19 protein-coding genes are annotated in these 24,316 nt (G+C 73.6%); 10 read left to right on the plus strand and 9 right to left on the minus strand.

All coding sequences use genetic code 11. From position 1 onward, the window contains the following. Positions 1 to 167: 167 nt before the first annotated feature. From ACFWJ4_RS00960 to ACFWJ4_RS00985, 6 genes are all read right to left on the minus strand, one after another. The gene (locus ACFWJ4_RS00960) at positions 168 to 1,433 is read right to left on the minus strand and encodes a type III PLP-dependent enzyme (protein ID WP_380538001.1); all 1,266 of its coding nucleotides are present in this window, start codon (positions 1,431 to 1,433) and stop codon (positions 168 to 170) included. Next, entirely contained in the window at positions 1,430 to 3,277 is a 1,848-nt protein-coding gene (locus ACFWJ4_RS00965) for an IucA/IucC family protein (protein WP_380538003.1), read from the minus strand. Before ACFWJ4_RS00965 ends, ACFWJ4_RS00960 begins: the two co-directional genes overlap by 4 nt. Further along, positions 3,274 to 4,485 carry an MFS transporter gene (locus ACFWJ4_RS00970; protein WP_380538096.1) on the minus strand — a complete coding sequence of 404 codons (1,212 nt, stop codon included), beginning with the start codon at positions 4,483 to 4,485 and terminating at the stop codon, positions 3,274 to 3,276. Before ACFWJ4_RS00970 ends, ACFWJ4_RS00965 begins: the two co-directional genes overlap by 4 nt. Positions 4,486 to 4,487: 2 nt before the next feature. After that, positions 4,488 to 6,455, minus strand: a complete 1,968-nt coding sequence (locus tag ACFWJ4_RS00975; protein ID WP_380538005.1) for an IucA/IucC family protein — start codon at positions 6,453 to 6,455, stop codon at positions 4,488 to 4,490. Continuing rightward, the gene (locus ACFWJ4_RS00980) at positions 6,452 to 7,678 is read right to left on the minus strand and encodes an acetyl-CoA carboxylase biotin carboxylase subunit family protein (RefSeq protein ID WP_380538007.1); all 1,227 of its coding nucleotides are present in this window, start codon (positions 7,676 to 7,678) and stop codon (positions 6,452 to 6,454) included. Before ACFWJ4_RS00980 ends, ACFWJ4_RS00975 begins: the two co-directional genes overlap by 4 nt. Positions 7,679 to 7,850: 172 nt before the next feature. Next, positions 7,851 to 8,873 (minus strand): iron chelate uptake ABC transporter family permease subunit, encoded by a 1,023-nt coding sequence (locus tag ACFWJ4_RS00985; RefSeq protein WP_380538098.1) that lies wholly within the window; start codon positions 8,871 to 8,873, stop codon positions 7,851 to 7,853. Between the two features lie 245 nt (positions 8,874 to 9,118). On the opposite strand from ACFWJ4_RS00985, the gene ACFWJ4_RS00990 reads away from it, so the two are divergent. Together ACFWJ4_RS00990 and ACFWJ4_RS00995 are read left to right on the plus strand one after the other, a co-directional pair. After that, entirely contained in the window at positions 9,119 to 9,952 is an 834-nt protein-coding gene (locus tag ACFWJ4_RS00990) for a (2Fe-2S)-binding protein (protein ID WP_380538009.1), read from the plus strand. Positions 9,953 to 10,018: 66 nt separating this feature from the next. Next, positions 10,019 to 10,420, plus strand: a complete 402-nt coding sequence (locus ACFWJ4_RS00995; protein ID WP_380538011.1) for a VOC family protein — start codon at positions 10,019 to 10,021, stop codon at positions 10,418 to 10,420. Here the strand turns inward: ACFWJ4_RS00995 and ACFWJ4_RS01000 are convergent. Then, entirely contained in the window at positions 10,381 to 10,803 is a 423-nt protein-coding gene (locus ACFWJ4_RS01000) for a DUF6191 domain-containing protein (protein WP_380538013.1), read from the minus strand. The two genes, ACFWJ4_RS00995 and ACFWJ4_RS01000, sit on opposite strands and share 40 nt — an antisense overlap. A 191-nt stretch (positions 10,804 to 10,994) precedes the next feature. Here ACFWJ4_RS01000 and ACFWJ4_RS01005 point away from each other — a divergent pair, with 191 nt between their 5' ends. The 5 genes from ACFWJ4_RS01005 to ACFWJ4_RS01025 all read left to right on the plus strand — a co-directional run bounded on the left by ACFWJ4_RS01005 (position 10,995) and on the right by ACFWJ4_RS01025 (position 18,597). After that, on the plus strand, positions 10,995 to 11,753 hold the full coding sequence (locus tag ACFWJ4_RS01005) for a dienelactone hydrolase family protein (RefSeq protein WP_380538015.1): 759 nt from the start codon (positions 10,995 to 10,997) through the stop codon (positions 11,751 to 11,753). Between the two features lie 175 nt (positions 11,754 to 11,928). After that, positions 11,929 to 12,906: an alpha/beta fold hydrolase gene (locus tag ACFWJ4_RS01010; RefSeq protein ID WP_380538017.1), complete on the plus strand. Its 978-nt coding sequence runs from the start codon at positions 11,929 to 11,931 to the stop codon at positions 12,904 to 12,906. 115 nt (positions 12,907 to 13,021) lie between these two features. Beyond that, a complete protein-coding gene (locus ACFWJ4_RS01015) occupies positions 13,022 to 15,085 on the plus strand; it encodes a serine/threonine-protein kinase (RefSeq protein ID WP_380538019.1) in 2,064 nt (687 codons plus the stop codon). A gap of 500 nt (positions 15,086 to 15,585) precedes the next feature. After that, complete coding sequence (locus tag ACFWJ4_RS01020) at positions 15,586 to 17,223, plus strand: M4 family metallopeptidase (RefSeq protein WP_380538021.1); 1,638 nt, start codon at positions 15,586 to 15,588, stop codon at positions 17,221 to 17,223. 417 nt (positions 17,224 to 17,640) lie between these two features. Next, positions 17,641 to 18,597, plus strand: a complete 957-nt coding sequence (locus tag ACFWJ4_RS01025; RefSeq protein WP_380538023.1) for a CPBP family intramembrane glutamic endopeptidase — start codon at positions 17,641 to 17,643, stop codon at positions 18,595 to 18,597. Positions 18,598 to 18,685: 88 nt separating this feature from the next. Here the strand turns inward: ACFWJ4_RS01025 and ACFWJ4_RS01030 are convergent, their stop codons facing one another. Together ACFWJ4_RS01030 and ACFWJ4_RS01035 are read right to left on the minus strand one after the other, a co-directional pair. Next, complete coding sequence (locus ACFWJ4_RS01030) at positions 18,686 to 19,690, minus strand: ABC transporter substrate-binding protein (RefSeq protein WP_380538025.1); 1,005 nt, start codon at positions 19,688 to 19,690, stop codon at positions 18,686 to 18,688. 59 nt (positions 19,691 to 19,749) lie between these two features. Then, the gene (locus ACFWJ4_RS01035; protein ID WP_380538027.1) at positions 19,750 to 20,526 is read right to left on the minus strand and encodes a MerR family transcriptional regulator; all 777 of its coding nucleotides are present in this window, start codon (positions 20,524 to 20,526) and stop codon (positions 19,750 to 19,752) included. Positions 20,527 to 20,739: 213 nt separating this feature from the next. On the opposite strand from ACFWJ4_RS01035, the gene ACFWJ4_RS01040 reads away from it, so the two are divergent. Genes ACFWJ4_RS01040 through ACFWJ4_RS01050 form a run of 3 tightly spaced genes read left to right on the plus strand, consistent with a single transcriptional unit; the run spans position 20,740 to position 24,205 of the window. After that, positions 20,740 to 22,314 (plus strand): flavin-containing monooxygenase, encoded by a 1,575-nt coding sequence (locus tag ACFWJ4_RS01040; RefSeq protein WP_380538029.1) that lies wholly within the window; start codon positions 20,740 to 20,742, stop codon positions 22,312 to 22,314. Beyond that, on the plus strand, positions 22,311 to 23,303 hold the full coding sequence (locus ACFWJ4_RS01045) for an alpha/beta fold hydrolase (RefSeq protein WP_380538031.1): 993 nt from the start codon (positions 22,311 to 22,313) through the stop codon (positions 23,301 to 23,303). Before ACFWJ4_RS01040 ends, ACFWJ4_RS01045 begins: the two co-directional genes overlap by 4 nt. Beyond that, positions 23,300 to 24,205 carry an SDR family oxidoreductase gene (locus ACFWJ4_RS01050; RefSeq protein ID WP_380538033.1) on the plus strand — a complete coding sequence of 302 codons (906 nt, stop codon included), beginning with the start codon at positions 23,300 to 23,302 and terminating at the stop codon, positions 24,203 to 24,205. Before ACFWJ4_RS01045 ends, ACFWJ4_RS01050 begins: the two co-directional genes overlap by 4 nt. Positions 24,206 to 24,316: the final 111 nt, after the last annotated feature.

A 24,316-nucleotide genomic window follows, 5' to 3' on the forward strand; every position in this document is an offset into this window, starting at 1 on the left:
ACGGCCGGGAGGCGACGGCCGGGAGGCGACGGTCGACAGCTCACGACTGACAACTGACAGCTGACAGATTTCGAAAGCTGTCAGCTGTCAGTTGTCGGCTGTCACCCGTCGGCTGCCGTCACCCGTCACCCGTCACCCGTCACCCGTCGCCCGTCCTTCGTCCTCCGTCACCCCTCCGCCGGGCCCGGTCCATCGCCGCCCAGGTAGTGGAAGCCCGGGCGAGGGTGCATCAGGAACTCGTGGTGCGAGATGTTCCACGCGTACGCGCCCGCCATCGCGAACAGCACGCGGTCGCCCGTTCGCAAGCCGTCCGCGCCCTCGGCCGCGTGGGCGAGGACGTCCTTCGGGGTGCAGAGCTGTCCGGCCAGGGTGGCGCGGCCGCCGGTGACGGCCGGGCGCGGCCAGGGGTGCGGCCAGGCGTCCACCGGGAGCACCGCGAAGGGCTGGGAGTGCCCCCGGGTCGCGGGCGTGCGCAGATGGTGGGTGCCGCCGCGGACCACCGCGAAGTCCTCGCCGTGGCTCGCCTTCACGTCCAGCACCTCGGTCGCGTACCAGCCGCAGTAGGCGGTCAGCGCCCGACCGGGCTCGATCCGCAGGGTCAGCCCGGGGTGGGCGTCGAGCAGCTCGGCCAGGCCCTCGCCGAAGGCCGTCCAGTCGAAGCGGGAGGAGGGGTCCGTGTAGTCCACGGCCATTCCGCCGCCGATGTTGACCTCCGCCAGGGGGAAGCCGTGCCGCTCGGCCAGTGCGGCCGACCAGGCGACGATCCGCGCCGCGACCGACAGCTGCTCCGCCGCCGGGAGCCCGCTGGCCAGGTGGGCGTGCACGCCGCGCAGCCGCAGCCGGCGCGCCGACGGACTGCCGCCGGTGAGCAGCCGGACGCACTCCTCGGCCCGGTCCGGGTCCAGCCCGAACGGTGTCGGACGGCCGCCCATCGCGAGCGGCACCGCGTCGAGCGCTGCCGTCTCGATCGCGAGGTTGACCCGCAGCAGCACGTCCACGGCCGCGCCGGGCCGGTCCGCGAGGACGGCGGCCAGCCGGTGCAGCTCCTGCTCGCTCTCGACGTGCCAGCGGTGCACCCCGGCGTCCACCGCCGCGGTGATCTCGGCCGGAGTCTTGCCCGGCCCGCCGAAGGCCAGAGGAGCGTCCGGTACGACGGCCCGGACGTGGGCCAACTCCCCTCCGCTGGATACCTCGTAGCCGTCCACCACCGGGCGCAGCGCGGTCAGCAGCGGTGCCTCCGGGTTGGCCTTGGCGGCGTAGTACAGCTCGACCCGCTCGGGCAGCGCGGCCCGGACGGCGGCGGCGTGCTCCCGAAGGGCTGCCAAGTCGTAGATATAGGAGGGAAGTTCGTCGTGGGTGAGGCCGGCGGTGAAGCTGCGGACGGCCTCGGCGGGTCGGACGGCCTCGGCGGGCCGGGCGGTCTCGGTCGTCATCGGGCGGTGCTCCCGGCGGGTAGGCGGACGGGCGTGTGCGCCGGCGGGCGGGCGGACGCGTGGTCCGATGTGCGGGCGGGCATGCGGGCGGCCCCGGCGAGGACGGAGCCGGCCAGCGGGGAGGGCAGCCGGACGTAGCCGGCCTCGCGGTCGGCCTTGCGCTCCCAGCGGGTCAACAGGTTGGCCTTGGCGGGCAGTGGCACACCGGCGAGCAGAGCGCGCAGCCGGGGCGGGCAGCCGTGCGCGGCGGCGTACTCCTCCAGGGTGTCCCGGACGGCCTGCCAGAGCGCGCACTCCAGCTCGGGGTGGCGGTCGGCGAGCGCGGCGAGCAGTTCGGCGACGTGGTTGACCAGCAGGCAGTACACCACCCGGTCCCAGCCGCGTTGCGCGTCGTAGGTCATCGGGCCGGCCACCTCGGGCGGGAGTGCGGCGAGGATGTCGGCGTTCTGCTCGGGGACGAGCTTGGTGCCCTCCAGATCGCGGAAGAGCACCTGGACGGGGTGGCCGGAAGGGTCCACGCCGATCAGCACGTTCTGCAGGTGCGGTTCCAGCACCACGCCGTGGTCGAAGTAGGCGGACAGGACCGGCGGGAGGAGCAGCCGCAGGTAGTCGCGCCACCAGTCGAGCGCCGCTGCGCCGTCCGGACTCGCGCCCAGCAGGCGGGAGATGTGCGCGGAACTGGTCGGGTGCTCGTCGGCGACGGCGGCCGCGAGCAGCGGGGTGACGCCGGGCCGCAGCACACCGCCGAAACCCTCCCGGACGATCAGGCCGAAGCCCTCGTACAGTGCCCGGTCGGGCCGGCCGTCGGTGCCGGGCAGCGCGAGGGTGCGGAAGGCCGGTTCGCGCAGCACGCCCGAGGCCGGGAAGCGCCGGGCGAGGTCGGCCAGGGCCGGGGCGAGCAGCCGGGTGAGCGCGACGGCGCCGGTGAGCTCGTACGCGGCGTTCTTGCGCAGGCAGTTGGTGATGCGGACGTTCAGGCTGAACTTGAGGAAGGCGTCGGCGCCGTGCAGGGTGCGCACCGAGGCGGTGGCGGTGAAGCGCTCGCCGCGCGGGCCCAGGTCGAGGATGTCGCCCCGGGCCAGGGCGGCGCGCAACAGGGGGTGGTCGCCGATGAGTTGGTACTGCCAGGGGTGCGCGGGCAGCAGCCGGTAGCCGTCCGGCACCTCGCCGAGGCCGTCCAGCAGTGCGGTCGCGCTCCCGTCCAGCGACTCCTCGTTCAGCAGGTCCGCGCGGACGGCGAGGTGGCGCAGCGGGAAGGCGGCGCGGGACTCAGGGGCGTAGCCGCGCCAGTCGCCGCGGGCGGCAGATCGGGACTTGGGGGCCGGGTGGAAGCGGTGGCCGAACAGCAGTGCCTGCTCGGACTCCAGGTAGCGGTCGGCGCCGGGGGCCGGCCGGTCGTCCAGGCCCTGGCGGACGCCCTGGTGGCTGGACGCGACCTGGTCGAGGAACTCCTCGTTCACCGTGCCGGTGCGCAGCTCCAGTTCGTGCTGGACGTACTCGGCCAGCTCCTGCCAGCCCAACTCGACCCAGTCGCCGTCCCGTTCGACCTCGACCGGCCCGGTGAAGCGGTGCGCGCCGAGCAGCGAAGTGCGGCGCAGGGCGACCCGCAGCAGAGCGCCTCGGCGCGGCAGCCGCAGCAGCAGGCGGCCGCTGTCGGCGGCGGTCTGGTGCTCGGGCGCGGAGACCTCGCGCAGCAGGCAGTTCAGCAGGGTGTGGACCACCGCCTCGTCGGCGGTGGGCAGTTCGTCGCCGCCGCCGGGCCGGCCGGTGGTGTCGCGGGGCCGGCCGGTGGTGTCGCGGGGTTCGTCGGTCCTGGGCGAGTGGGCGGACTGCTCGGGGGTCATCGGCGACTCCAGCGCTGGCGGAGGGACGGGAGGCTGAGGGTGGCGGCCGCGACGGCGGCCAGCAGGGCGGCGGCGGTTCCGGCCACCACGGGGGCGGCGGCGCCGAACCACCCGTTGGCCAGCGCGGCGACGGCGCCGGCGGCGCCGCCCTTGGAGACGAGTTCGAGAGTGCCGAACATCCGCCCGGGCGGGCGCCCCCGGGCGGCACCGGCGGCGAGTACGGCGAGGCAGACCAGCCCGAGTGTGAGCCCGGCGCCGAGCAGGAGCCGGACGGCGATGAACACGGGCAGCGAGTATGCCACCGTGTGCCCGGCCAGGCCGAGCGCGACGAAGCCGAAGCCGAGCGCGATGCCGGTGTGCGGGCGGGCGTGGAACGCGGTGTGGGTGCGGGAGGCGAACACCAGGTAGCACAGGTGCGGCAGGGCGAACAGCACGCCGGTCGTGGTGCCGTCCACACCGGGCAGGCTCTGCTCGGCGAGGGCGATCAGGTAGGGGAGGGAGATCACCGTCGCGAAGACGAAGGCGAACTCGAAGGCGTAGAGCGGCAGCAGCGACACCGTGGCGACCCGCTCGGCCGGCCGGCCGGCGGTGGCCGCCGCGGCCTCGGCGCGCTCCGGTTCGGGCAGCAGGGAGAGGAACACCGCTGCCGCGAGCGGGAGTACGGCCATCACGAGGTACTGGCGGTGCGGATCGATCCACGGGGAGAGCGCCCCGACCAGGATCGGCGCCGCCACCAGCGCCGCCCGCGCGCTGCCCTGCATCAGGGTGAGGGCGCGGGAGAGCCGGGAGCCGTCGAGCGCGGCGGCCAGATAGCCGTTGGTGGCGGCGAAGGTGCCGCCGAGGAAGCCCTGGAGGACCAGTGCGAGGGTGAACGCGGTCAGGCTGTCGGCCGCCCCGGCCAGCAGGAAGGAGACGGCGAGGCCGAGTTGGGCTCGCAGCAGCAGTCGCTTGCGCCCGAAGCGGTCGGCCAGCCGGCCCCACAGCGGTGCGCCGAGCGCGCTGAACACCGTCGGGACGATGTACAGCACACCGGCCCAGCGGGCCTGGGGGTCGCCGAGGGCGGGCAGGATCGCGGTCAGGTAGGGCGGCAGGCCGAGCGCGGCGAAGGAGGCGACGAAGTAGCAGGTCGCGACGGCGTGCACCTGGCGTCGGGCGAGCCCGCCGGAGCGGTCGGCCGATGGCTGCGACTGCTGCGGCAGGGTCTTCACGCTCACCGGGGGGTCCCGTCCGGGTGCCGATGGTCGTGCGGACCGTCGTACGGTCGGCTGTCCGGGTGGCTGTCCGGGTGACTGTACGGACGGGTGTCCTGAGGAGCGTCCGGATGGTTCCGCGCGTGCTCGTTCAGGTGGTCCTGCGGTGGTTCGCAGGCCTGTTCGCGCAGGTAGTTGGGCCCGCTGGTGTAGTGCTTGTTGATGTCGGCGGCCCCCGAGCGCTGCTTGCTGAGCAGTGTTCCGGCGGTGACCATGGCCTTGACCGGCAGCCGCTCGGCGTCCAGCAGGGCGGCCCGCAGGGGTTCGCCGACCGGCCCGATCCGCTCCACGGCCTCCGCCGTGCGCTTCCTCAACAGTGCCAGGGTGTCCGCGAGTTCGGCCCTTCCGTGGTCGGCGAGGCCGAAGGCGAGGGCGCCGGTGCACAGATGGCCGGTGATGGTGGCGAACAGGTCGACGAGCGGCCGGTCGTCCTCGCCGAAGATCCGAGCGTCGTCGAACTCCGCCTGGTCGGGTGCGAGTTCGGCGAGCGAGGCGGTCATCCGAGCGGTGTGCACGCGCGGTCCGTCGTCGTCCTTGTAGAGCAGCCGCAGGCCGTCCCGGTCGAGCACCAGGGAGGTGTTCTGCTGGTGCGACTCCAGGGCCACGCCGTGGCCGAACAGTGCGGCCTGCCAGTCGAGCAGCAGCTGCAGCAGGGCGTCGTAGCAGGCGAGGACGTCACCGCCGTAGTAGCGGTCCGCGAGGTGGTCGACGACGAGCCGGCCGCCGGGCGCGGGGGCCAGCAGGGCGGCCAGCGGGACGGTCGACGCCTGCTCCAGCCCGGCCGGGTAGCGGCGCAGCAGTACGGCCAGCAGCTCGTGTCCGGCGTGTGCCCAGGACTGCTCGTCGGCGTGCAGGATGCGGCCGACGAAGCGCGGCTCGCGCGCCAGGACGGCCTCGATCAGCCGTTGGCCGGCGGCGCCGTCGAGCAGCGTGCCGGGCTTGATGGTGCGGCGGTTGAGGCGGCCCAGAGTGGCGGTGGCCAGCGGGAGCTTGAGGTGGCAGGCGGGGTCTTCGGCGACGGCGACGGTGCGCATGGACAGCGTCGGGACGACGGTCAGGTACGGCCGTTCGGCCAGCACCGCGCGGCCGGCCAGGCCGGTGGCGGCCAGTGCCTCGTCCAGCGGCGCGCCGACGGTGAGGGGGTGGACCGGAAGAGTGGCCCAGCCCTCGCCGGGGCACCGGTCGGCGAGGCCGAGCCAGGCCGGGGTGGGCCACCAGCTCGGCAGCGGCCGGTCGCCGTGGACGGTCAGCGCGCCGGCCGGGACGGCCAGCCAGCGGAGTTCGAAGGGGGAGTGGAACTCGGGCGCATAGGCCCGGAGTTGGGATTCGGTGAGGCCGGAGCGGCCCCGTGCGGTGGGGTAGACCGGGTGGTCGAGGTAGGCGGCCAGGGTGTCGTGGCCGAGGGCGGCGGCGAGGCCGGTCCAGTCGGCCGGGTCCGCGCCGTACAGGTCGGCGAGCCGGTCGTGCACCTCGGGGCGGACACGCTCGTGCAGCTCCACGGTGGCGAGGGTCTGGCGGCACTCCTCGGCGAAGGCCGCCCAGCCGGGCCGGTCCTCGGCGTCGGCGGACTCGGCGAGCCCTGCCACGACGGCGTCCGGACCGGTGAGCCGCCGGCCGGCCAGCTCCAGCAGCGGCAGCCGGGCCGCGTACTCGCACTGGAAGCCCTCCGGGCTTACGGGCAGGGTGAGTTGCAGCCCGGGAACGGTCAGCCAGGGGCCGTCGGCGCGGTCCTCGACGGTGCCGTGGGTGCGCAGGCCGAGGACGTCCTCGCGCAGCAGGGCGGAGAGCACGCGCAGGGTGAGCTGTTCGGCCGCGGTCCACGGCTTCTCGCCGGCCGCGGTCGACGGCTGTCCGGCGGGAGTCGCGGGGTGGGCCCCGGCCACGGTCCGGTGTCCGCGGGCCGTGGCGGGTCGGTCTCCGGCGGTCACGGGGTGATCTCCCAGCGGTTGGCGGCGAGGAAGCGGGCGGCGGCGGCGTCGACCGCTGCCTGGTCGGTGCCGACCGTCCAGACGACGCCCAGGTAGTCGCGGTTGGTGCGGTAGTGCTCGTGGCGCTCGCCGACCGGGCGCAGCGGGCGATAGGCGAGCCGGACGCCGTCGCGCTCCTCGTCGTACGGACCGGGGGCGGCGGCGAGGACGCCGGCGCGGTCGGCGCAGACCACCTCGTTGCGGGCCCGGCGGGGCGTGGCGGCGCACTGCTCGGCGAGATCGGCGGGCAGGTCGCGGCCCAGGTGGACACCGAGGATCAGCTCGAACAGGGGTATGCCGAGGACCTCGGCCAGCATCAGGTCGCACTGGTCGCCGATGGCGCGGTAGTTGACCTCGATGATGCGGGCTCGGCCGTCCGGCTGGACGACGAACTCGGTGTGGCAGGCGCCGAAACCGACGCCCAGTCCGTCGAGTTGGGCGAGCACCTGGTCGACCACCGGCTGGGGGTGGGCCGGGACGAAGGTGAGCACCTCCTCGATGAAGTCGGGCGGCGGGGAGACCCGGGTGCGGAAGCCGCCGAGGACGTGTCGTCGCCGGGCGTCGCCGAGGGTCTCCAGGGTGCACAGCTGCCCGGTCAGGAACTCCTCGACGACCAGGGTGGCGCCGGCTCTGCGGTACTGGATCTCCCGGCAGCGCCGGACGAGTTCGTCGGCGTCGGCGACCAGGGTGACGTCCTCGCTGGCGACCCCCTCGCGGGGCTTGACCACGCAGGGGAACGGCACGTCCAGCTCGGCCGGGTCCTGGCCGGGGGCCAGCTCGGCGGACCGGACGGTGTCCAGGCCGGTCAGTGCGAGGTGGCGGCGCAGTTGGCCCTTGTCCTTGGCTCGCAGCGCGGCCTTCCAGTCCTTGGCCGGGAGGCCGAAGTACTCGGCGGCCAGCGCGGTCTGGGTCTGGAGGTGGTCGCTGTTGCTGAACACCGCCTCGGGCGCGTGGCCGGGGGCGGCCGCGGTGCGGCGGGAGATGAGGCTGATGACGGCGCGGAAGTCGCGGACGTCGCACTCCAGGACCTCGGGTACGGGGAAGGACAGCTCGGCGTAGGCCCGCCGGTGGGCTTCGGCGCCGTCGGTCAGGACGGTGACGTCGAGCCCGAGCCGGGCGGCGGCGGGCAGGAAGCCGGAGGTGACCGAGTCGGTGGGGTTGAGCGCGAGCAGGTAGAGGCGCATGGAGGGTCCTCGGAGGGTGGCGGAGGAAGGAGGGCGAACAGATGACAGCTGACAACTTTCGAAATCTGTCAGTTGAATTCCGTCGTCCGTCGTCCGTCGTCCGTCGTCCGTCGTCCGTCATCGGTCGTCCGACGGATGGCGGACGTCATCTGTTCGCCCCGGCTGTCGACGGTTACTTCGGCGCGTCCACGCCCGCTGCCTTGGCGATGTCGCCGAGCATCGCGTCGGCGGCCTGGACGCCGATGCCGGACATCCAGGTCTCGTCCGGGACGTTGAACACCTTGTTGTTCTTGACGGCGTTCAGGCCCTGCCAGACCGGGGTCTGCTGGACCCCGCTCAGCAGCAGCGGACCGGTGACCAGGCAGCCGGGCAGCAGCCAGCGGTGGTCGTTGCCAAGCAGTGGACGGACCAGGTGCGGGGCGGCCAGTCCGATGAACGCGACCGGTCCGGCCACGGCGACCGCGCTGCCCGCCAGCAGCACCACGGCCAGCCCGCCGACCATCCGGATCCGGGCCACCGGCACGCCCAGCGCCTGCGCGGTCTCGTCGCCGAGCGCCAGCGCGTTGAGGGCGGGTGCCACGGCGAGGGCGCCGACCAGGCCGAGCACGAGGAAGGGCAGGACGGGGGTGAGGGTGTCCAGGTGCCGCCCGGCGATCGAGCCGGCCAGCCAGAACCGGGCCTCGTCCAGGGTGCGGTGACTGGCCAGCATCAGCGCGGAGGTCCACGAGGTGAGCACCACGGTGAGCACGGTGCCGCCGAGCGCGAGCCGGACCGGGTCGAGGTCACCGCCGCGCCGGGACATCGCGTACGCGGCGACGGCGGCGACGGCCGCCCCGGCGAAGGCGAACCAGACGTACTCGACCGGGCGGGCGAGGTTCAGCGTGTAGATCGCGGCGACCACGAAGAGGCTCGCCCCGGCGTTGATGCCGAGGGTGACCGGGGAGGCCAGCGGGTTGCGGGTGACGCCCTGGGCGACCGCCCCGGCGACGCCGAGCGCGGCCCCGACCGCCAGTCCGATGAGCGTGCGCGGGACCCGAAGGCCCGTCACCACGTCGGCGTCACCGCCGTGGGCGGCACCGGTGAGGGCATCGAGCACGGTGGAGAGCGGAATGGAACGGGAGCCCAGAGCAAGGCTCAGGGCGGCACACAGCACGAGCGCACACACGCCGCCCAGCAGCAGCGGGGGCTGCCGGATCGCCGGAGAACGAGGCGTCGCCGGGGCTGTGGGGGCCGGCGGATCGGGTCTCAGCACGAAGCGAGATCTTAGGTTAGGTTCGCCTAAGTTCGTCAAGCTCTGGCGGGCTCGGCCGATGGGGTCGACGGGTCGACCGACGGGTCGGGCCGTGGTCGCCGGGTGCCGTGAGGCGTTGTAAGGTGAGCCTCACCTTAATCGATCATGCAGAATCGATCTCGGGAGTGCCAATGGTTCCCGGAACACCCATGCCCGTCGCGCCCTCGGCAAGCGCCGGGGCCCCGGCGCTCGTCGCCGACTACCGGCGACTGGTGGAGCTCTGCCCAGTGCTGGAGCTGCGCCTCCTGGACAGCGGCGAGCCCGACCCGCGCGCCGCCGACGGCTGGCACTCCGGAGCCCGACTCGCCGCCGACGAAAGCGCGCTGGCCGCCGTCCTGGCCGGCGCGGAGGCCCGCATCGCCGACGAGCACGGCAGCGCCCCGCGACCGCACGTCACCGCCTCCCGGCTGCTCCACCACTACGCCTGGTCGGCCTGCCTGCTGATCGCCGGCCCCTGGCACCTCTCCCGCCGAGTGCCGGCCGTCGACCCCGCCGACCTCTGGCTGCACGCCCCCACCGGTGCGCTCGCCCTGCGCCCGCGCGGCTACGTCACCACGCCCGGCGACGTCACGCTGCCCGGCCACGTCACCCTGCCCGGCGACGACGAACTGCGCGCCGAACTGCGGACCGCCGTGGTCGCGCACCTCGGGCCGGTGCTCGCCGCGTTCGCCGGGCCCACCCGGCGCCGCGACCGCGCACTCTGGGGCATGGTGACGGATGACCTGGCCTCCGCCCTCTGGTACCTCGGCCGGATGCTCGGCGAGGAGGACGCCTCCGTCGCCGCCGCCGAGGCCGTCCTGCCCGGTGGCACCCTGCCGCTCCCCGGCGGCGCCGACTTCCGCCGCCTGCACACCCCCGACGGGCGCGCCCACCACACCCGCACCCGGCTCGGCTGCTGCCTCTACTACGCGGTCGGGCCCGCGGCGACCGCCTGCCTGACCTGCCCCCGGACCTCCGACGAGGAACGCCTGCGGCGGCTCTGACGGACCGTCCGCGAACCCGCCGCACCGCGGGGTTCGCTGTCAGTGGCATGGGCTATGGTCGCCGACATGATCGATTCCACCGTGCGGGTCCGGATCGCCCGCCCCTCGCGCGACCTCGCGGCGGCCGAGCGCTTCTACGTCGGCGGCCTCGGCCTCGCCGTGCTGTGGCGCAGCACCGAGCGGGTGTCCGGCGAACACGACCTGCTGATGGTCGGCCCGTCCGGCGGCAGCTGGCACTTCGAGCTGACGCGCGACCCGGAGCAGCCGCTGGAGCCCACCCCGACGGTGGACGACCTGTTCGTCGTCTACCTCGGCGCCCCGGTGGACGAGGCCCTGGTCGCCCGGCTGGAGGAGGCCGGCGGCACCCGGGTCGATTCCCACAACCCGTACTGGGACGAGTACGGCGTGACGGTGGCCGACCCGGACGGCTACCGGCTGGTGCTCTGCTCCCGCACCTGGGGCGCCTGAGCGTCCGGCGCCAGGGGTGTCCGGGGCGCCTGGCCGGCCGTAGCCGTCGGGCCCTCCTCGCGCGGTGCGGGAGGGGGCGTCCGTCCCGCGGCCCCGCCCGGCATCACCGCCACGCCCCGGTCCAGGTCCACGCCCAGGTGCGGCGGCCCGCCGGCCTGCACGTCGTCCCGCAGCACGAGCTGCTCCCGCTTCTGCTCGATCTGCACCTGCTTGCCCGGGCTGAACAGGGCGTGCAGCTCGTCCAGCCCGCCGGCGCCCATCCCGGCCCCGGGCCCGCGGCGCCGCGGGCGCGACGAGGACTCGTCCTGAACCTGCCACGCCGCCAGCAGCACCATCCCCAGCACCGCCACGACCGCCGCCGCCACACCCACGATCCACCCCATGCCCGCTCAACGCGGCCGCGGGGCCGTCGCGTTCCCGGGGCTGGGCCGGGCTGGGCCGGGCTGAGCTGGGTCGGGCCCAGGATGCCGGCGCGCTGTGGGCGCAGTGCGGGCGCAGTGTGGCGAAAACCGCATGGGCGGGCGACGGGCCCACCGGATACGCTGCCGGACGAACCGGAAGGAGCGCCCTGACCATGCCCGTGCGCGGAACCCTCGTGGACATTCCGACGGCGGACGGCACCGCCGACGCCTACCTCGCCCACCCCGACGACGGCCGGGCCCACCCCGGTGTCATCCTCTACATGGACGCCTTCGGGCTCCGACCGCACCTTGAGCGCATGGCCGACCGGCTGGCCGCGGCCGGGTACACCGTGCTCGTCCCCAACGCCTTCTACCGGGCGGGGCGCGCGCCGGTCGTCGAACTGCCGGAGCTCATCGACCTGGACCAGGCCGGCGAACTCTTCGCCCGGATCGTCCCGCTGCTCGACGCGCTCACCCCGGAGGCGACCGCGCGCGACGCGGACGCGTATCTGCGCTGGCTCGGCGAGTCCCCGCTGGTCCAGGACGGCCCGGTCGGCCTGACCGGTTACTGCCGCGGGGCCCTGCTGGCGCTGCGCACGGCCGCCAGCCACCCGGACCGGATCGCCGTCGCGGCCGGATTCCACGGCGGCAGCCTCGCCACCGACAGCCCGGACAGCCCGCACCTGGACGCCGACCGGATCACCGCCGAGCTGTACTTCGGCCATGCGGACGACGACCCCGCGCTGCCGCCCGAGCAGATCGACCGGCTCGCCGCGGCCCTCACCGCCGCCGGCGTCCGGTACCGGGCCGAGGTCTACGCCGGCGCCCCGCACGGCTACACCCAGGCGGACACCAGCCGCTACGACGCCGCGGCCGCCGAGCGGCACTGGGAGGCGCTGCTCGGCCTGCTGAAGCGGGTCCTGCCGGCCTGAGGCCGTACCTGTTGACCGGGCGCCCGTTCGGCCACGTACTGGTCGGCGCGAGTCCGCACCGGTCCGCACCGGTCCGCGCGGATCCGTGCGAGTCCACACAGGTCCGCGCGGGTCCGCGCGGTCATCGGAACCGGCCCCGGGGGAGGGGCCGGACCACGATCCAGGGGGACGGCACATGAACGCCAGCCAGGGCGAGCGGGCGAAGCCCGCCGGGCCGGATCTGCGGAGTGTCCAGGAGGCCGTCGCGCGGGCGCTCGGCGAGCACCTGCCCGGCGGAGTGCGCAGCGGTGAACTGGACCGCGGTGGACGGGCGTTGCGCTGGGTGGAGGCCGGTCGGGGTGGTGTCGCACCGATGGTCCTGATCGCGGGTTGCGGCACCACGGCGCTCGGCTGGTCGGCCGTCCTGCCCGAACTCGCCCGGTACGGGCGGGTCGTGGCGTACGACCGGGCGGGGCTGGGCGCCAGCGAGCCCGGTCGGGCCGCCGCCCCGACGCTGGACGGCCAGATCGCCGACCTGGCCGCCCTCGTTCAGCACCTGGAAGCCGGACCGGCGCTCCTGATCGGGCACAGCTGGGGCGGCCAGCTGGCCCAACTCCTCGCCTGGCAGCGGCCGGAGCTGGTGGCCGGGCTGGTCCTGGTGGACCCGGCGCACGAGGAGTTCCAGCCACGGTCCATCCGGGTCGCCGAGGCGGTGCTGAACCGGCTGTGGCTGTACCGGGCGGGATCGGCGCCGACGGCGTCGGCACCGGCGTCCCTCGATGCGGAGGTGCCGCTCGATCGGGCGGCGTCCCTCGATCCGGCGACGTCGCTCGACCGGGCCGAGGCGGCCGTGATCGCGCACCGGCACCAGCGGCGGGCCGTCCTCGCCGAGCAGCGGCTGACCTCCGTCGCCGTTCCGGAGATCCGGCGACGCCGCTCCACCGCACGACCGTTCGAGATGCCGGTGACGGTCCTGAGCGCGACCCGGGGGCTGCCCGGTGCGATGCGCGTCCGCTGGACCGCCCTGCAGGCGGGCATCGCGAGGAACGCCGTCCGGGGAACCCACAGCACGGTCCACGGTGCCGGTCACGCCATTCAGGCCGACCGGCCCCGGGCGGTCGTCGCGGCCGTCCGAGAGGTTTCGGATCACGCCCGATACTTCCTCATGGACTGATGATTCGTGCTCAATTCCTGTCCGGACCTGATCAACTGTGCCTGTAACCCGCTCTGGCACACTGTGTGCCGATGACCCGTCGGGGCGGGGCACGGAACACGGGGGGAGCAGGGGTATGAGCGGGGCGGGCACCGTGCTCGGCGGGCGGTACGAGCTGGTCGAGAAGATCGGCGGCGGCGCGATGGGTTCGGTCTGGAGGGCCGAGGACACCGTGCTGGCACGCCGGGTCGCGGTCAAGATCCTGCGCTCGGAGCTGCTGGAGGACGACACCTCCGCCCAGCGCTTCCGCCGCGAGGCCCAGCTCGTCGCCGCGGTCGACCACCCCGGCGTGGTGGGCGTCCACGACTACGGCGAGAGCGGCGGGGACGGCGAGGAACGCTGCGCCTACATCGTCATGGAGCTGATCGACGGCCGTCCGCTGGACAGGGTGCTCAAGGACACCGGCCCGATGAGCGTCGAGCGCACCCTCGACCTGGTGGCCGGCGCCCTGGACGCGCTGCACGCCGCACACCGGCGGGAGATCGTGCACCGGGACATCAAGCCGTCCAACCTGATGGTGCGCGTCGACGGGCGGGTGGCCATCACCGACTTCGGCATCGCCCGGGCGCTCGCCAGCACCAAGCTGACCGCCCCGTTCGCGATCATCGGCACCGCGCTCTACATGTCCCCGGAGCAGGCCGAGGGCGTGAACCTCGGTCCGGCCACCGACCTCTACTCGATCGGCGTGGTCTGCTACGAGCTGCTGGTCGGCGCGCCGCCGTACTCCGGTGACGGGCCGCTCCAGATCGCGCTCAAGCACGTCAACCAGCCGGTGCCGGAACTGCCGGACACCTTCCCGGTGTCGGTGCGGGCGCTGGTGGCCAGGGCGCTCGCCAAGAAGCCCGAGGAACGGTACGCGGACGCCGCCGCGATGGCGGCGGCGGCCCGAGCGGCCCGTGCGGCACTCGCGAGGGACGGCGGCGCGGGCGGCGCGCAGGCACCCGGGAAGGCAGCCCCCGAGGGCAGCGGGACCATCCCGCTCGGGGCCGGCGCGGGCTCGGCGGACAAGAACGGTGCGGCGGCCGACGGCGGTGCGGGGGCCAAGGGCGGTGCGGCGGACAAGGGCGGTGCTGTCGAACTGATCAAGGGCGGCGCCGGGGCGGGGGCCGTGGTGGTCCCCGCCGCGGGCGGCGCCCCGGCGGCGGACGAGGTCGCGAAGGTGGAACCGCAGGCTCCCACCGAGCCCGGCCGCAAGCGGTCGCGGCGCGCCCTGCTGGTGCCCATCGTCATCCCCGTCGTCATCTCGATGGGCACGGCGACCGTGCTGCTGGTCGACCGCGGGGCGGGCGGCTCCGACGCGGCCCTGCCGCCCGGCGCCCAGCCGACCGTGGTGGTCACCGTGCCGGCGAACCCGGGCACCGCCACCTCGGCGCCCGCGACCACCGCCGCGCCGGTCACCTCGGCGCCGACCGACACTCCGGCGGCCACCCCGGGCCCCGACCAGTCGGCACCCGCCGCCGGCCAGGGCCAGCCGCAGGCCCCGGTGCCTCCGGTGCCGGCCGCCGGACAGGGCGGCAGCGGCGGTGCGGGCGGTTCGAGCGGTGCGGGCGGTTCGAGCGGCGCCCGGACCGGTGGTACGGGCGCGGGTACGGGTACGGCTGCGGGCGGATCACCGGCCGATCAGGCGAACAAGCCCGGCGGTGGCAACCCGCCCAACCCGCCCGCCGACCAGAACCCGCAGCCCCCGGCCCAGACCACGAGCGGCACCGGCAGCACCTCGTCAGGTGCGAACAGGCCGCCGTCCTGCGGCGGCAACAGCTGGAGCACCATCGTCAGCGTGAAGGACGGCCGCACGATCGGGATGCGCGACGACAACCTGAGCGGGGACAACCCGATCCTGGTCGGCGGTCACTCGCAGTACGGCTGGGTGCGCTCGACCAATCCCGGCGCGTGGATCCTCTTCAACGCCTGCAACAACGGCGGCCCGCAGCTGGTCCAGACGATGGACGGGAAGGTCGTGCTGAGCAACGGGTTCAGCTTCCTCACCAACTGGACGGTCCGCAGCGGAAGTTCGGCCGGCTCGTACACGCTCGGCGACTACCAGAACCAGAGCTGCATGACCAACAACGGCCCCGGCAATGCGGTCACCATGGTCGCCTGCACCGCCGGCAACGCCGCCCAGGAGTGGAGGCTCCAGTGACGACCCCGGTCGACACGCGCCCTAGCAGCCTCCCTTCCGGCGGGCAAGGGGGGCAGGTGGCGGAACCTCGCCACCCGGGTGTCAAGGGACTGTATGGAATCTTCTACACACATGTAAAAGTCGATCGACGGTCGGCCTGTCAGGTGCCCCGGGCCCGCGTTCGGTGAGCGAGTGCCCGTAGGTGCAGGCGATCGGCCGTCGCTCTGCTCGAAGCCCTTGGCGGGATGCGGTGAATTGCCCCGATTCGCCTGCCGATTGGACGCTCTTTACCCAATGGCGGGACCTGGCCAATCAATGAAGCAGACCTGTCAATTCATCTGCTGGATTGTCATGCTTCTGGTCACCCCCTGGCGGTAGCCCCACCCCCACCCCTTGGTGGCGAGCCGCTCGACTGCACGGGGTTCCCGCACGTCAGCACCCGTCCCGCCCCACAGGGCCGACCCGGCCCCCGGGACGCGGTGCGACCGCGCCCTGACGCGGTTTCCCGGAAGGACTCGTTCGTGAAGCGTAAGCTCGCAGCCGTCGCCGTGCTCTCGGCCACGGCCCTGTTGACCGGTGTGATCCAGGTGAGCACCGCCGCCCAGGCCGCTCCCACCCCCTCGCCGCAGGCGCAGGCCGCCCAGCAGCACGCGACCGCGCTCAAGCTGGCGGCCGGTCAGGCCGGCCCGCTGGCCAAGGCGCTCAAGCTCGGCGACAAGGAGCAACTGGTCGCCAAGGACGCCGTGGTGGACAAGGACGGCACCCGCCACCTGCGCTTCGAGCGCATCTACGCCGGCCTGCCGGTGATCGGTGGAGACCTGGTCGTCCACCAGAAGGCCGACGGCTCGGTGAAGTCGGTCGACAAGGCGGTCGCCGCCCGGATCGCGCTGCCGAGCCTGACCCCGAAGATCGCCGCCGACCAGGCCGTCGCCCAGGTCACCGCGGGAGTCAAGGCCACCGTCGGGGTGAGCGCCGACGCCGACGAGTCGCCGCTCACCGAGGTCCACCGGGCCGGTCGGGCCGAGCTGGTGGTCTGGGCCACCGACGGCACCCCGCGCCTGGCGTACCGCACCACGGTCGAGGGCCTGCGCGCCGACGGCACCCCGAGCCGCCAGATCCTCGTCACCGACGCCGCCGACGGCCGGGTCCTCGCCACGCACGAGACGATCGAGACCGCGGCCGGCACCGGCAACGGCGTCTTCGTCGGTCAGGTCCCGCTGACCACCACCCAGAGCGGTTCGAGCTACTCGCTCAAGGACGCGAGCCGCGGCGACCAGTCCACCAGCGACCTCAACGGCGGCACCGACGGAACCGGCTCGCTGTTCGCCAACACCAGCAACAACTTCGGCGACGGAACCGTCAACAGTCGCGAATCCGCCGCCGTGGACGCCCAGTTCGGCGCCGCCACCACCTGGGACTTCTACAAGAACACCTTCGGCCGCAGCGGCATCCGTAACGACGGCGTCGGTGCCCTGAGCCGGGTGCACTACGGCTCCAACTACGTCAACGCCTTCTGGGACGACAGCTGCTTCTGCATGTCGTACGGCGACGGCAACAACGACACCGCGCCGCTCACCGAGATCGACGTGGCCGGGCACGAGATGAGCCACGGCGTCACCGCCGCCACCGCCAACCTCAACTACTCCGGTGAGTCCGGCGGCCTCAACGAGGCCACCTCGGACATCATGGGCACGATGGTCGAGTGGTACGCCAACCTGCCCTCCAACCCGCCGAACTACTGGATCGGCGAGCTGATCAACCTGCGCGGCGACGGCAGCCCGCTGCGCTACATGGACCAGCCGAGCAAGGACGGCGCCTCGGCGGACTACTGGGACGCGAACGTCGGCAACCTGGACGTGCACTACTCGTCCGGGGTGGCGAACCACTTCTTCTACCTGCTGTCCGAGGGCAGCGGCGCGAAGACGGTCAACGGGTTCAGCTACAACAGCCCGACGTACGACAACTCCACGCTCGCGGGCATCGGGCGGGACAAGGCCGCGCAGATCTGGTACCGCGCGCTGACCACCTACTTCACCTCGACCACCGACTACGCGGGCGCCCGGGCGGGCACCCTCAGCGCGGCGGCGGACCTGTACGGATCGGGCAGCGCGGAGTACAACGCCGTCGCCGCCACCTGGACGGCCGTCAACGTCAACTGAGCCGGGTCCGGCGCCGGTTCCGGAGAGACCTCGGGCGTGAGCCGAGCCCGGAACCGGGTCGGAACCGGGCCGGCCCGGGCCTGGACCGATCAGGCCCGGGCCCGGGAAGGAGTCGAGGCCCCGCCGGGCCGTGGGTGCCGGCCGGCGGGGGAGTACGGCGGGAGCGACGGTGAGCGGACCACCGTCGCTCCCGCTGTATGGCGCCTGACGATACGTCAATTTTCCTTCTCGTGCAGCTTTGGAGGAGGTTCGCGGAACGGATGGTGGCGGGCGGCGGAGCGCGGGGCGCGAAGTAGCACCTCCATCGGGCCTCCGTACACCCAGAAAACTCGACCATCGCGGTGGTAGTGGACAACCCCCGGGAGCGGCAGTGCACTTGGTTTCGGGGCGAACCCCCGGTTCCGTAGCGTCCCCGGCATGACGCTACTGAAGCAAAACCCGTCGAGCGCCGTCCGATGGCGCGGCCTGCTGGTCTACCTGGTGCTCGCCTACGCCGGGATGTGGGCGGCCATGACACCACTGCTCGCCGGCGGCTACCGGCGCGCCGACGCCCGTGAGGAGGTCGGCGCCCTGGAACAACTCTGCATCGGGGCCGCCATGCTGGCCCCGGCGCTGGCGGCCCTGCTCGTGGTCCGCTTCGTCGAGCGCGGCGGCGGGGTGCGGGAGGCGCTCGCGCTGCGGTGGCCCCGGCCGCGGGCCCGCGCGGTACGGGCCTGTCTGCTGCCGCTCGGGGTGCTCGGCGGACTGACGGCCGCGACGCTGGTGCTCGGTGCGGTGGCGGGCGGCTACCCGTTCGCCGGCTTCGGATCGCTGGACGCCGGGCGGATCGGATCGTGGGCGCTCCAGGGCTCGATCGGGATGATGCTGTCGCTGCCGCTGTTCTTCGGTGAGGAGATCGGCTGGCAGGGCTTCCTCTTCCCCCGGTTGCTGCGACTCGGCCGGGGCGAGGGGCAGGGCGCCGGCCGGGGTGAGGGCGGAGGCGGTGGCGGTACGGCGTCGTTGGTCCGGGCGTACGTGCTCACCGGAACGGCCTTCGCGCTCTGGCACCTGCCGACGCTGCTGATGGGCGGCCAGTACCCGGGGCGGCCCTGGTACCTGGCGGTGCCCGCGCTGACGGTGAGCTGTGTGCTCGTCCTGCCGGTCTTCACCTGGCTGAGGCTGCGCTCGGGGTCGGTGGTCCCGGCGGTGCTGGCGCACGCCTTCGCGAGCAGCATGAGCGTGTCGATGGTGCGGGAGTTCGCCGCCCCGGGCGCCGAGCTGGACCCGCTCACCATGTCGCTGGCCGGCTGGCCCGGCTGGATCGTCCTCGGCGGGTTCGTGGCCTTCCTCGCATGCACCGGGCGGCTGCGGCCGGGGCGGTACGGGCAGTGGTGACCGCCCGGGCAGCGGGCGGATGACGGGCGACGGATGACGAATGACAGATTTCATCATCTGTTATCCGTCATCAGACATCTGTCATTCGTCACCCGCCCGCCGGCGCCAGGTCCCTGCGGATCTCGTCCAGGATCAGCCCGGCGCCGGTGTAGCCGATGCCGAGCATCCACAGGCTGTCGTCCACGCCGAACACCCGCCCGCTGCGTACGGCGTCCAGGCTCTTCCAGAGCGCGCCCTCGGTGATCCTCCCCCGGTCCGACTTGGCCGCGTCCCCGTACACGGAGTAGAAGATGACGTCGGCCGCCGCCTGGTCCACCTGCTCGGGGCTGATCTCCATCGAGAAGCCGGGCTTGTCCTGGTTGGCGGGCCGGCCGAGCCCGATGTCCTTGAACAGCGAGCCGACGAAGGTGTCGTTGAGGTAGAGCCTGGTCGGTGCGCCCGCCAGGAAGCGAGCCATCTCGACCCGGGTGGCCGCCGCCCTGGCCGGCCCGCCGAGTGCGGTCACGAGGTCCCGCAGCCTGGTCCGGTACGCCGCGTCCGCGGCCTCGGCCTCGGTCTGGCGGCCCAGTGCCTCGGCGTGCAGCCGGACGTTCTCCTTCCAGGTCGGGCCGGTGGTCCTGGAGAGCACCGTCGGCGCGATCTTCGAGAGCTCGTCGTAGCGCTTGTCGTCGCGGACCTGGTTGCTCAGGATGAGGTCCGGCCGCAGTGCTGCGATCGTCTCCAGGCCGGGCTGGCCGATCGCCCCGACGGGCTTCGTCCCGGACAGCCGTTCCGCCGGCAGGTAGGCGGGGAAGGGGGCGCCCGCGGCGACGGTGGTGGCGCCGACCGGGCTGAGGCCGAGGGTGACCACCGAGTCCAGCGCGTCGGTGTCCAGGACCACCACCCGGCTCGCCCGCGCCGGCACGGTGCTCTCGCCGCGCGCGTGCCGGACCGTCCGCGTTCCGCCTGCCGAGCCGCCGCCGGTCGAGCCGGTCGAGCCTGCCGAGCCGGCACCCGGCGCCGGGGAGCCGGACCCGCAGGCGGTGAGCACGACCCCGGGGGCGAGCCCGGCGGCGAGGCCGAGGGCGGCGCGGCGGCTGAGCGGTCGGGGCATCGGCGGTACCTCCAACGTGCGGGCGGGACGCGGGGATCCCTGCCCGGACAGTGGCCCGGTTACGCCTCGGAGCCGTTCTCCCGTCGCTGGCGCAGGAGTTCGGTGTACTCGACGTGCACCCGTCGGTCCATCGCGAGGGCGAACTGGGCGTCCGCGACCGTACGCGCCAGCGGCCGGACCCGCAGGATGCGCTCGGTGAGGCGGGCCGCCGCGCCGGGCGGCAGCGGGGTGTCGGTGGCCAGCGCGCTGAGCAGGTGTTCGCTGACCACCTCGATGAAGATCTCGGCGATGGCGTCCACGTGTTCCTGGGTGCGTCGGCTGGCCTCCAGTACGGCCGAGAGCGGCACCCCCTCCGCCACCAGCTCGGTGGTGGCGTCCATCAGCCGGCGGCTGACGTGGGTGATGCCGTCGTCCTCGACGGTGATGTAGCCCTGGGCGATCGATTCGGCGGTGTTCTCCTCGGTGAGCTGGTCGCCGAACGCGGTCTTCAGTTCGTCCCAGTCCAGGCGCACCGGGGTCTCGTCGGACCAGGGCGCGACGATCGCCGCCTCCAGTCCGATCAGCTCGGCGACGTCCCGCCCGCTCTCGCCGGCACCGATCAGCTCGGCGATGCCGCCCAGGGTGTGGCCGCGTTCGAGCAGTTCACCGATCATCCGCAGCCGGGCCAGGTGCTCCTCGCTGTACCAGGCGATGCGGCCCTCCCTGCGGGGTGGCTGAAGCAGTTTGCGCTCGCGGTAGAAGCGCAGGGTGCGGGTGGTGATGCCGGCGGCCTCGGCCAGTTCCTCCACCCGGTACTCGCGTTTTCTGTCGCCCGCAGCAGCTCTGACCTTGTCCACGGCGATCAGCATAGGACCGCCGGCCCGGAAGGTTCCCCGAACCGGAGCCGTCGTGCTTCTTCCATCCGGTGTCAGCAAGGGCTACCCTGCCAACCATGCCAGTGATTACTGGCGCGATTGGCAGGGTCCCGGAGGCGAGCCCCCGGGAGGTTCCGGGGCCGCGACCCCGGGAGAGCGCGACGATCACCGTCCCACCCTCAGGAGGTTTGCCGCATGGCACCCAGCAGCAAGCGCCCCCGCTCCGGCGCGTCCGCAGCGACCGACACCGCCGCTGCGCAGGAGCCCGTCCCGCACGTCCGGGTGGCGGTGATCGGCTCCGGCTTCGGCGGCCTCGGCGCCGCGGTCCGACTGCGTCGTGCCGGGATCACCGACTTCGTGGTGCTGGAACGGGCGGACTCCGTCGGCGGCACCTGGCGGGACAACAGCTACCCCGGCTGCGCCTGCGACGTTCCCTCGCACCTGTACTCCTTCTCCTTCGCGCCCAACCCCGAATGGCCGCGCAGCTTCTCCGGCCAGCCGGACATCCGTGCCTATCTGGAGAAGGTCGCCACCGTCTTCGGCCTCCGCCCCCACCTGCGCTTCAACACCGAAGTACTGGAAGCCCGCTGGGAGAGCGAGCAGACCCGCTGGCGGATCACCACTTCGGCCGGCCAGTGGACCGCCGACGCCGTCGTCTCCGCCGCCGGACCGCTCGCCGACCCGCAGATCCCCGACCTGCCCGGACTGAGCGGCTTCCCCGGCAAGGTCTTCCACTCCTCCCGCTGGGACCACGACTTCGACCTGACCGGCAAGCGCGTGGCGATGGTCGGCACCGGCGCCTCCGCCGCCCAGATCATCCCGTCGATCCAGCCCAGGGTCGGCAAGCTGACGGTCTTCCAGCGCACCCCGGCCTGGGTGCTTCCCCGTCGCGACCGCGAGATCACCCAGCTGGAGAAGTGGCTGCACGGCCGCCTGCCGGTCACCACGAAGATCCGCCGCGGCACGCTCTTCGCCCTCCGGGAGATCCAGGTCGACGCCTTCGTGCGCCGCCCCGGACTACTGCGCCTGGTCCAGCGGCTCGCCGAGCGCCACATCGCCCAGGGCGTCCGCGACCCGGAGCTGCGCGCCAGGCTCACCCCGGACTACCGGATCGGCTGCAAGCGCATCCTGCTCAGCAACACCTACTACCCGGCCCTCGCGGCGGCCAACACCGAGGTCGTCTCCTCCGGCCTGCGCGAACTGCACGGCTCCACCCTGGTCGCGGCCGACGGCAGCGAGCACGAAGTGGACGCCATCGTCTTCGGCACCGGCTTCCACGTCACCGACATGCCCATCGGTGCCCGGGTGTTCGGCGCCAACGGCACCAGCCTGGCCGAGGAGTGGAAGGACGGCATGGAGGCGCTGCGCGGCTCGACCGTGCACGGCTTCCCGAACCTCTTCTTCGTCATCGGGCCCAACACCGGCCTCGGCAACAGCTCGATGATCCTGATGATCGAGTCCCAACTGAACTACATGATCGACGCGTTGACCACGCTCGGCTCGATCGGTGCCGCCGCTATGCAGCCCACCGCGCGCGCCCAGCGGCAGTGGAACCTCGAACTCCAGCACCGGATGGACCGCACCGTCTGGACCACCGGCGGCTGCCTCAGCTGGTACCTCGACCCGAACGGCAAGAACACCGTGCTCTGGCCCGGCTCCACCACCTCGTTCCGCCGGGCCACCCGCAAGGTCGACCTCGGCGAGTACGAGCTGATCATGCGCGCCGCACCGGCTGCCACCCGCACCACCGCCCAGGGGGTCTCCGCGTGAGCGCCCGGCTGCCCGAGGACTACGAACCGCAGCTTCCGGTGGAGGAGTTGAGCGTCCGTTCGGCGGACGGCATCCGGCTGCACGTCGAGGTGCACGGCCGGCCCGGAGCGCCCACCGTGGTGCTCGCCCACGGCTGGACCTGCTCGACCGTCTTCTGGGCCCCGGTGATCCGCCGACTGTCCGACCGCTACCGGGTGGTGGCCTACGACCAGCGCGGCCACGGGAACAGCGAGATCCCGCCGAGCCGGGCCCGCTACTCGACCCGGGCGCTGGCCGAGGACCTGTCCGCCGTACTCGCGCGGACCGTTCCGGCGGGCGAACGGGCCGTCCTCGCCGGGCACAGCATGGGCGGGATGACCATCATGGCCGCCGGCGGCCGCCCCGAGGTCGCCGACCGCACCGCGGCGGCCGTCCTGATCTCCACCGGGCCGGGCGACCTCGTGGCCGAACTCACCGTCCTGCCACCGGCCGTACGGCTCCGGGGCCTGCGGCGCTTCCTGCGCCGGCAGCTGCTGCGCTCCCGGATGCCGCTCGGGCCGGTATCGCCGGTCAGCCGGATGGCGCTCAAGTACGCCACCATGGGACCCGGTTCGTCCGCCGGCCAGGTCGAGGCGACGGCCCGGATCGTGCACGCCTGCCCGACCGCCGTCCGCGCCAACTGGGCCGCGGTGCTGGACCGGCTGGACGTCCACGCCGGGCTCGCCCGGCTCGCCGCGCCCACGGCGGTGGTGGTCGGCACCGGCGACCGGCTGACCCCGCCGGTGCACGCCCATCGGATCGTCGCCGAACTCCAGGACCCGCAGGGGCTGTTGCTGCTGCCCGGGGTCGGCCACATGTCGCCGCTGGAGCGCCCGGACGAGGTCGCCGCCGAGATCCACCGGATGGCCGCCGCGTACCTGGCGGCCGCGCCCGCCGGTGCTGCTTCGGCCGGTGGTGCTCCCGCCGGTGCTGCTTCCGCTTCCGTCGATGAGAGGACCGCCGTCGCATGAACGCCATCCCGCCGTTGTCCGCGCAGGTCGTCGTCGTCACCGGTGCCGCGCGCGGCGTCGGTGCGTCGCTGGCCCGCAAGCTCGCCCGGCGCGGGGCCAAGGTCGCCCTGCTGGGACTGGAGCCGGAGGAGTTGAAGGCCGCCGCCGCGCAGTGCGGTCCGTCCGCGAGCAGCTGGGAGGTGGACGTCACCGACCTCGACGCGCTGGAGGACACCGCCCGGCGGATCAAGGAGCACTACGGTCGGATCGACGCCGTCGTCGCCAATGCCGGGATCGCCATCGGCGGTCCGCTGACCGACAGCGACCACAAGGCGTTCAGCCGGGTCATCGAGGTCAACCTGCTCGGCAGCGTGGCCACCGCGCGGGCGTTCCTGCCGGCGCTCGCCGAGAGCCGCGGCTACCTGCTCCAGATCGCCTCGCTCGCGGCGCTGACCCCTGCGCCGCTGATGAGCGCGTACTGCGCCAGCAAGTCCGGGGTGGAGGCCTTCGCCCACTCGATCCGTGCGGAGGTGGCCTACCAGGGGGTCAAGGTCGGTGTCGGCTACCTGAGTTGGACCGACACGGACATGGTGCGCGGGGCCGACCAGGACGCCGTGCTGAAGCAGATGCGCTCCCGGCTGCCGTGGCCGGCGAACAAGACGTATCCGCTGGAGCCCGCGGTGGACCGGATCGTCGCCGGGATCGCCCGCCGGTCCGCCCACGTCTACGCGCAGGCCTGGCTGCGCGGGATGCAGCCGGTCCGCTGGCTGCTGCCGTCCCTGATCGCGGTGGTCGGCTCCCGGGACGTGGCCCGGATCGCACCCCAGCTCGCCGCCACCGCGGCGAGCCGCCTGCGCGCCGTCGGCGCCGGGGGCGCGGCGGACACCGCGGTCCGGGGGAGCCGGAGCGACGCGGGCGACTGACGGGTGAGGACTGAGGGCTGGGGGCCAAGGGCCTACGGCGGACAGCGGACTGCTGACTGCTGACAGCCGACGGACGACAGCGAACAGATGACGGACGACAGCTGACAGATT

Origin of the sequence: Kitasatospora sp. NPDC127067 (assembly GCF_042724755.1) — a bacterium.
Lineage (GTDB): Bacteria > Actinomycetota > Actinomycetes > Streptomycetales > Streptomycetaceae > Kitasatospora > Kitasatospora lactacystinica.

What these genes read in the sequence shown, in the direction of transcription:
- ACFWJ4_RS01015 (WP_380538019.1), top strand. Translation starts at nt 13,022, where the DNA reads ATGAGCGGGGCGGGCACCGTGCTCGGCGGGCGGTACGAGCTGGTCGAG.
- ACFWJ4_RS01000 (WP_380538013.1), bottom strand. Translation starts at nt 10,803, where the DNA reads ATGGGGTGGATCGTGGGTGTGGCGGCGGCGGTCGTGGCGGTGCTGGGG.
- ACFWJ4_RS00995 (WP_380538011.1), top strand. Translation starts at nt 10,019, where the DNA reads ATGATCGATTCCACCGTGCGGGTCCGGATCGCCCGCCCCTCGCGCGAC.
- ACFWJ4_RS01040 (WP_380538029.1), top strand. Translation starts at nt 20,740, where the DNA reads ATGGCACCCAGCAGCAAGCGCCCCCGCTCCGGCGCGTCCGCAGCGACC.
- ACFWJ4_RS00990 (WP_380538009.1), top strand. Translation starts at nt 9,119, where the DNA reads ATGCCCGTCGCGCCCTCGGCAAGCGCCGGGGCCCCGGCGCTCGTCGCC.
- ACFWJ4_RS01005 (WP_380538015.1), top strand. Translation starts at nt 10,995, where the DNA reads ATGCCCGTGCGCGGAACCCTCGTGGACATTCCGACGGCGGACGGCACC.
- ACFWJ4_RS00980 (WP_380538007.1), bottom strand. Translation starts at nt 7,678, where the DNA reads ATGCGCCTCTACCTGCTCGCGCTCAACCCCACCGACTCGGTCACCTCC.
- ACFWJ4_RS01025 (WP_380538023.1), top strand. Translation starts at nt 17,641, where the DNA reads ATGACGCTACTGAAGCAAAACCCGTCGAGCGCCGTCCGATGGCGCGGC.
- ACFWJ4_RS01030 (WP_380538025.1), bottom strand. Translation starts at nt 19,690, where the DNA reads ATGCCCCGACCGCTCAGCCGCCGCGCCGCCCTCGGCCTCGCCGCCGGG.
- ACFWJ4_RS00965 (WP_380538003.1), bottom strand. Translation starts at nt 3,277, where the DNA reads ATGACCCCCGAGCAGTCCGCCCACTCGCCCAGGACCGACGAACCCCGC.
- ACFWJ4_RS01050 (WP_380538033.1), top strand. Translation starts at nt 23,300, where the DNA reads ATGAACGCCATCCCGCCGTTGTCCGCGCAGGTCGTCGTCGTCACCGGT.
- ACFWJ4_RS01010 (WP_380538017.1), top strand. Translation starts at nt 11,929, where the DNA reads ATGAACGCCAGCCAGGGCGAGCGGGCGAAGCCCGCCGGGCCGGATCTG.
- ACFWJ4_RS00960 (WP_380538001.1), bottom strand. Translation starts at nt 1,433, where the DNA reads ATGACGACCGAGACCGCCCGGCCCGCCGAGGCCGTCCGACCCGCCGAG.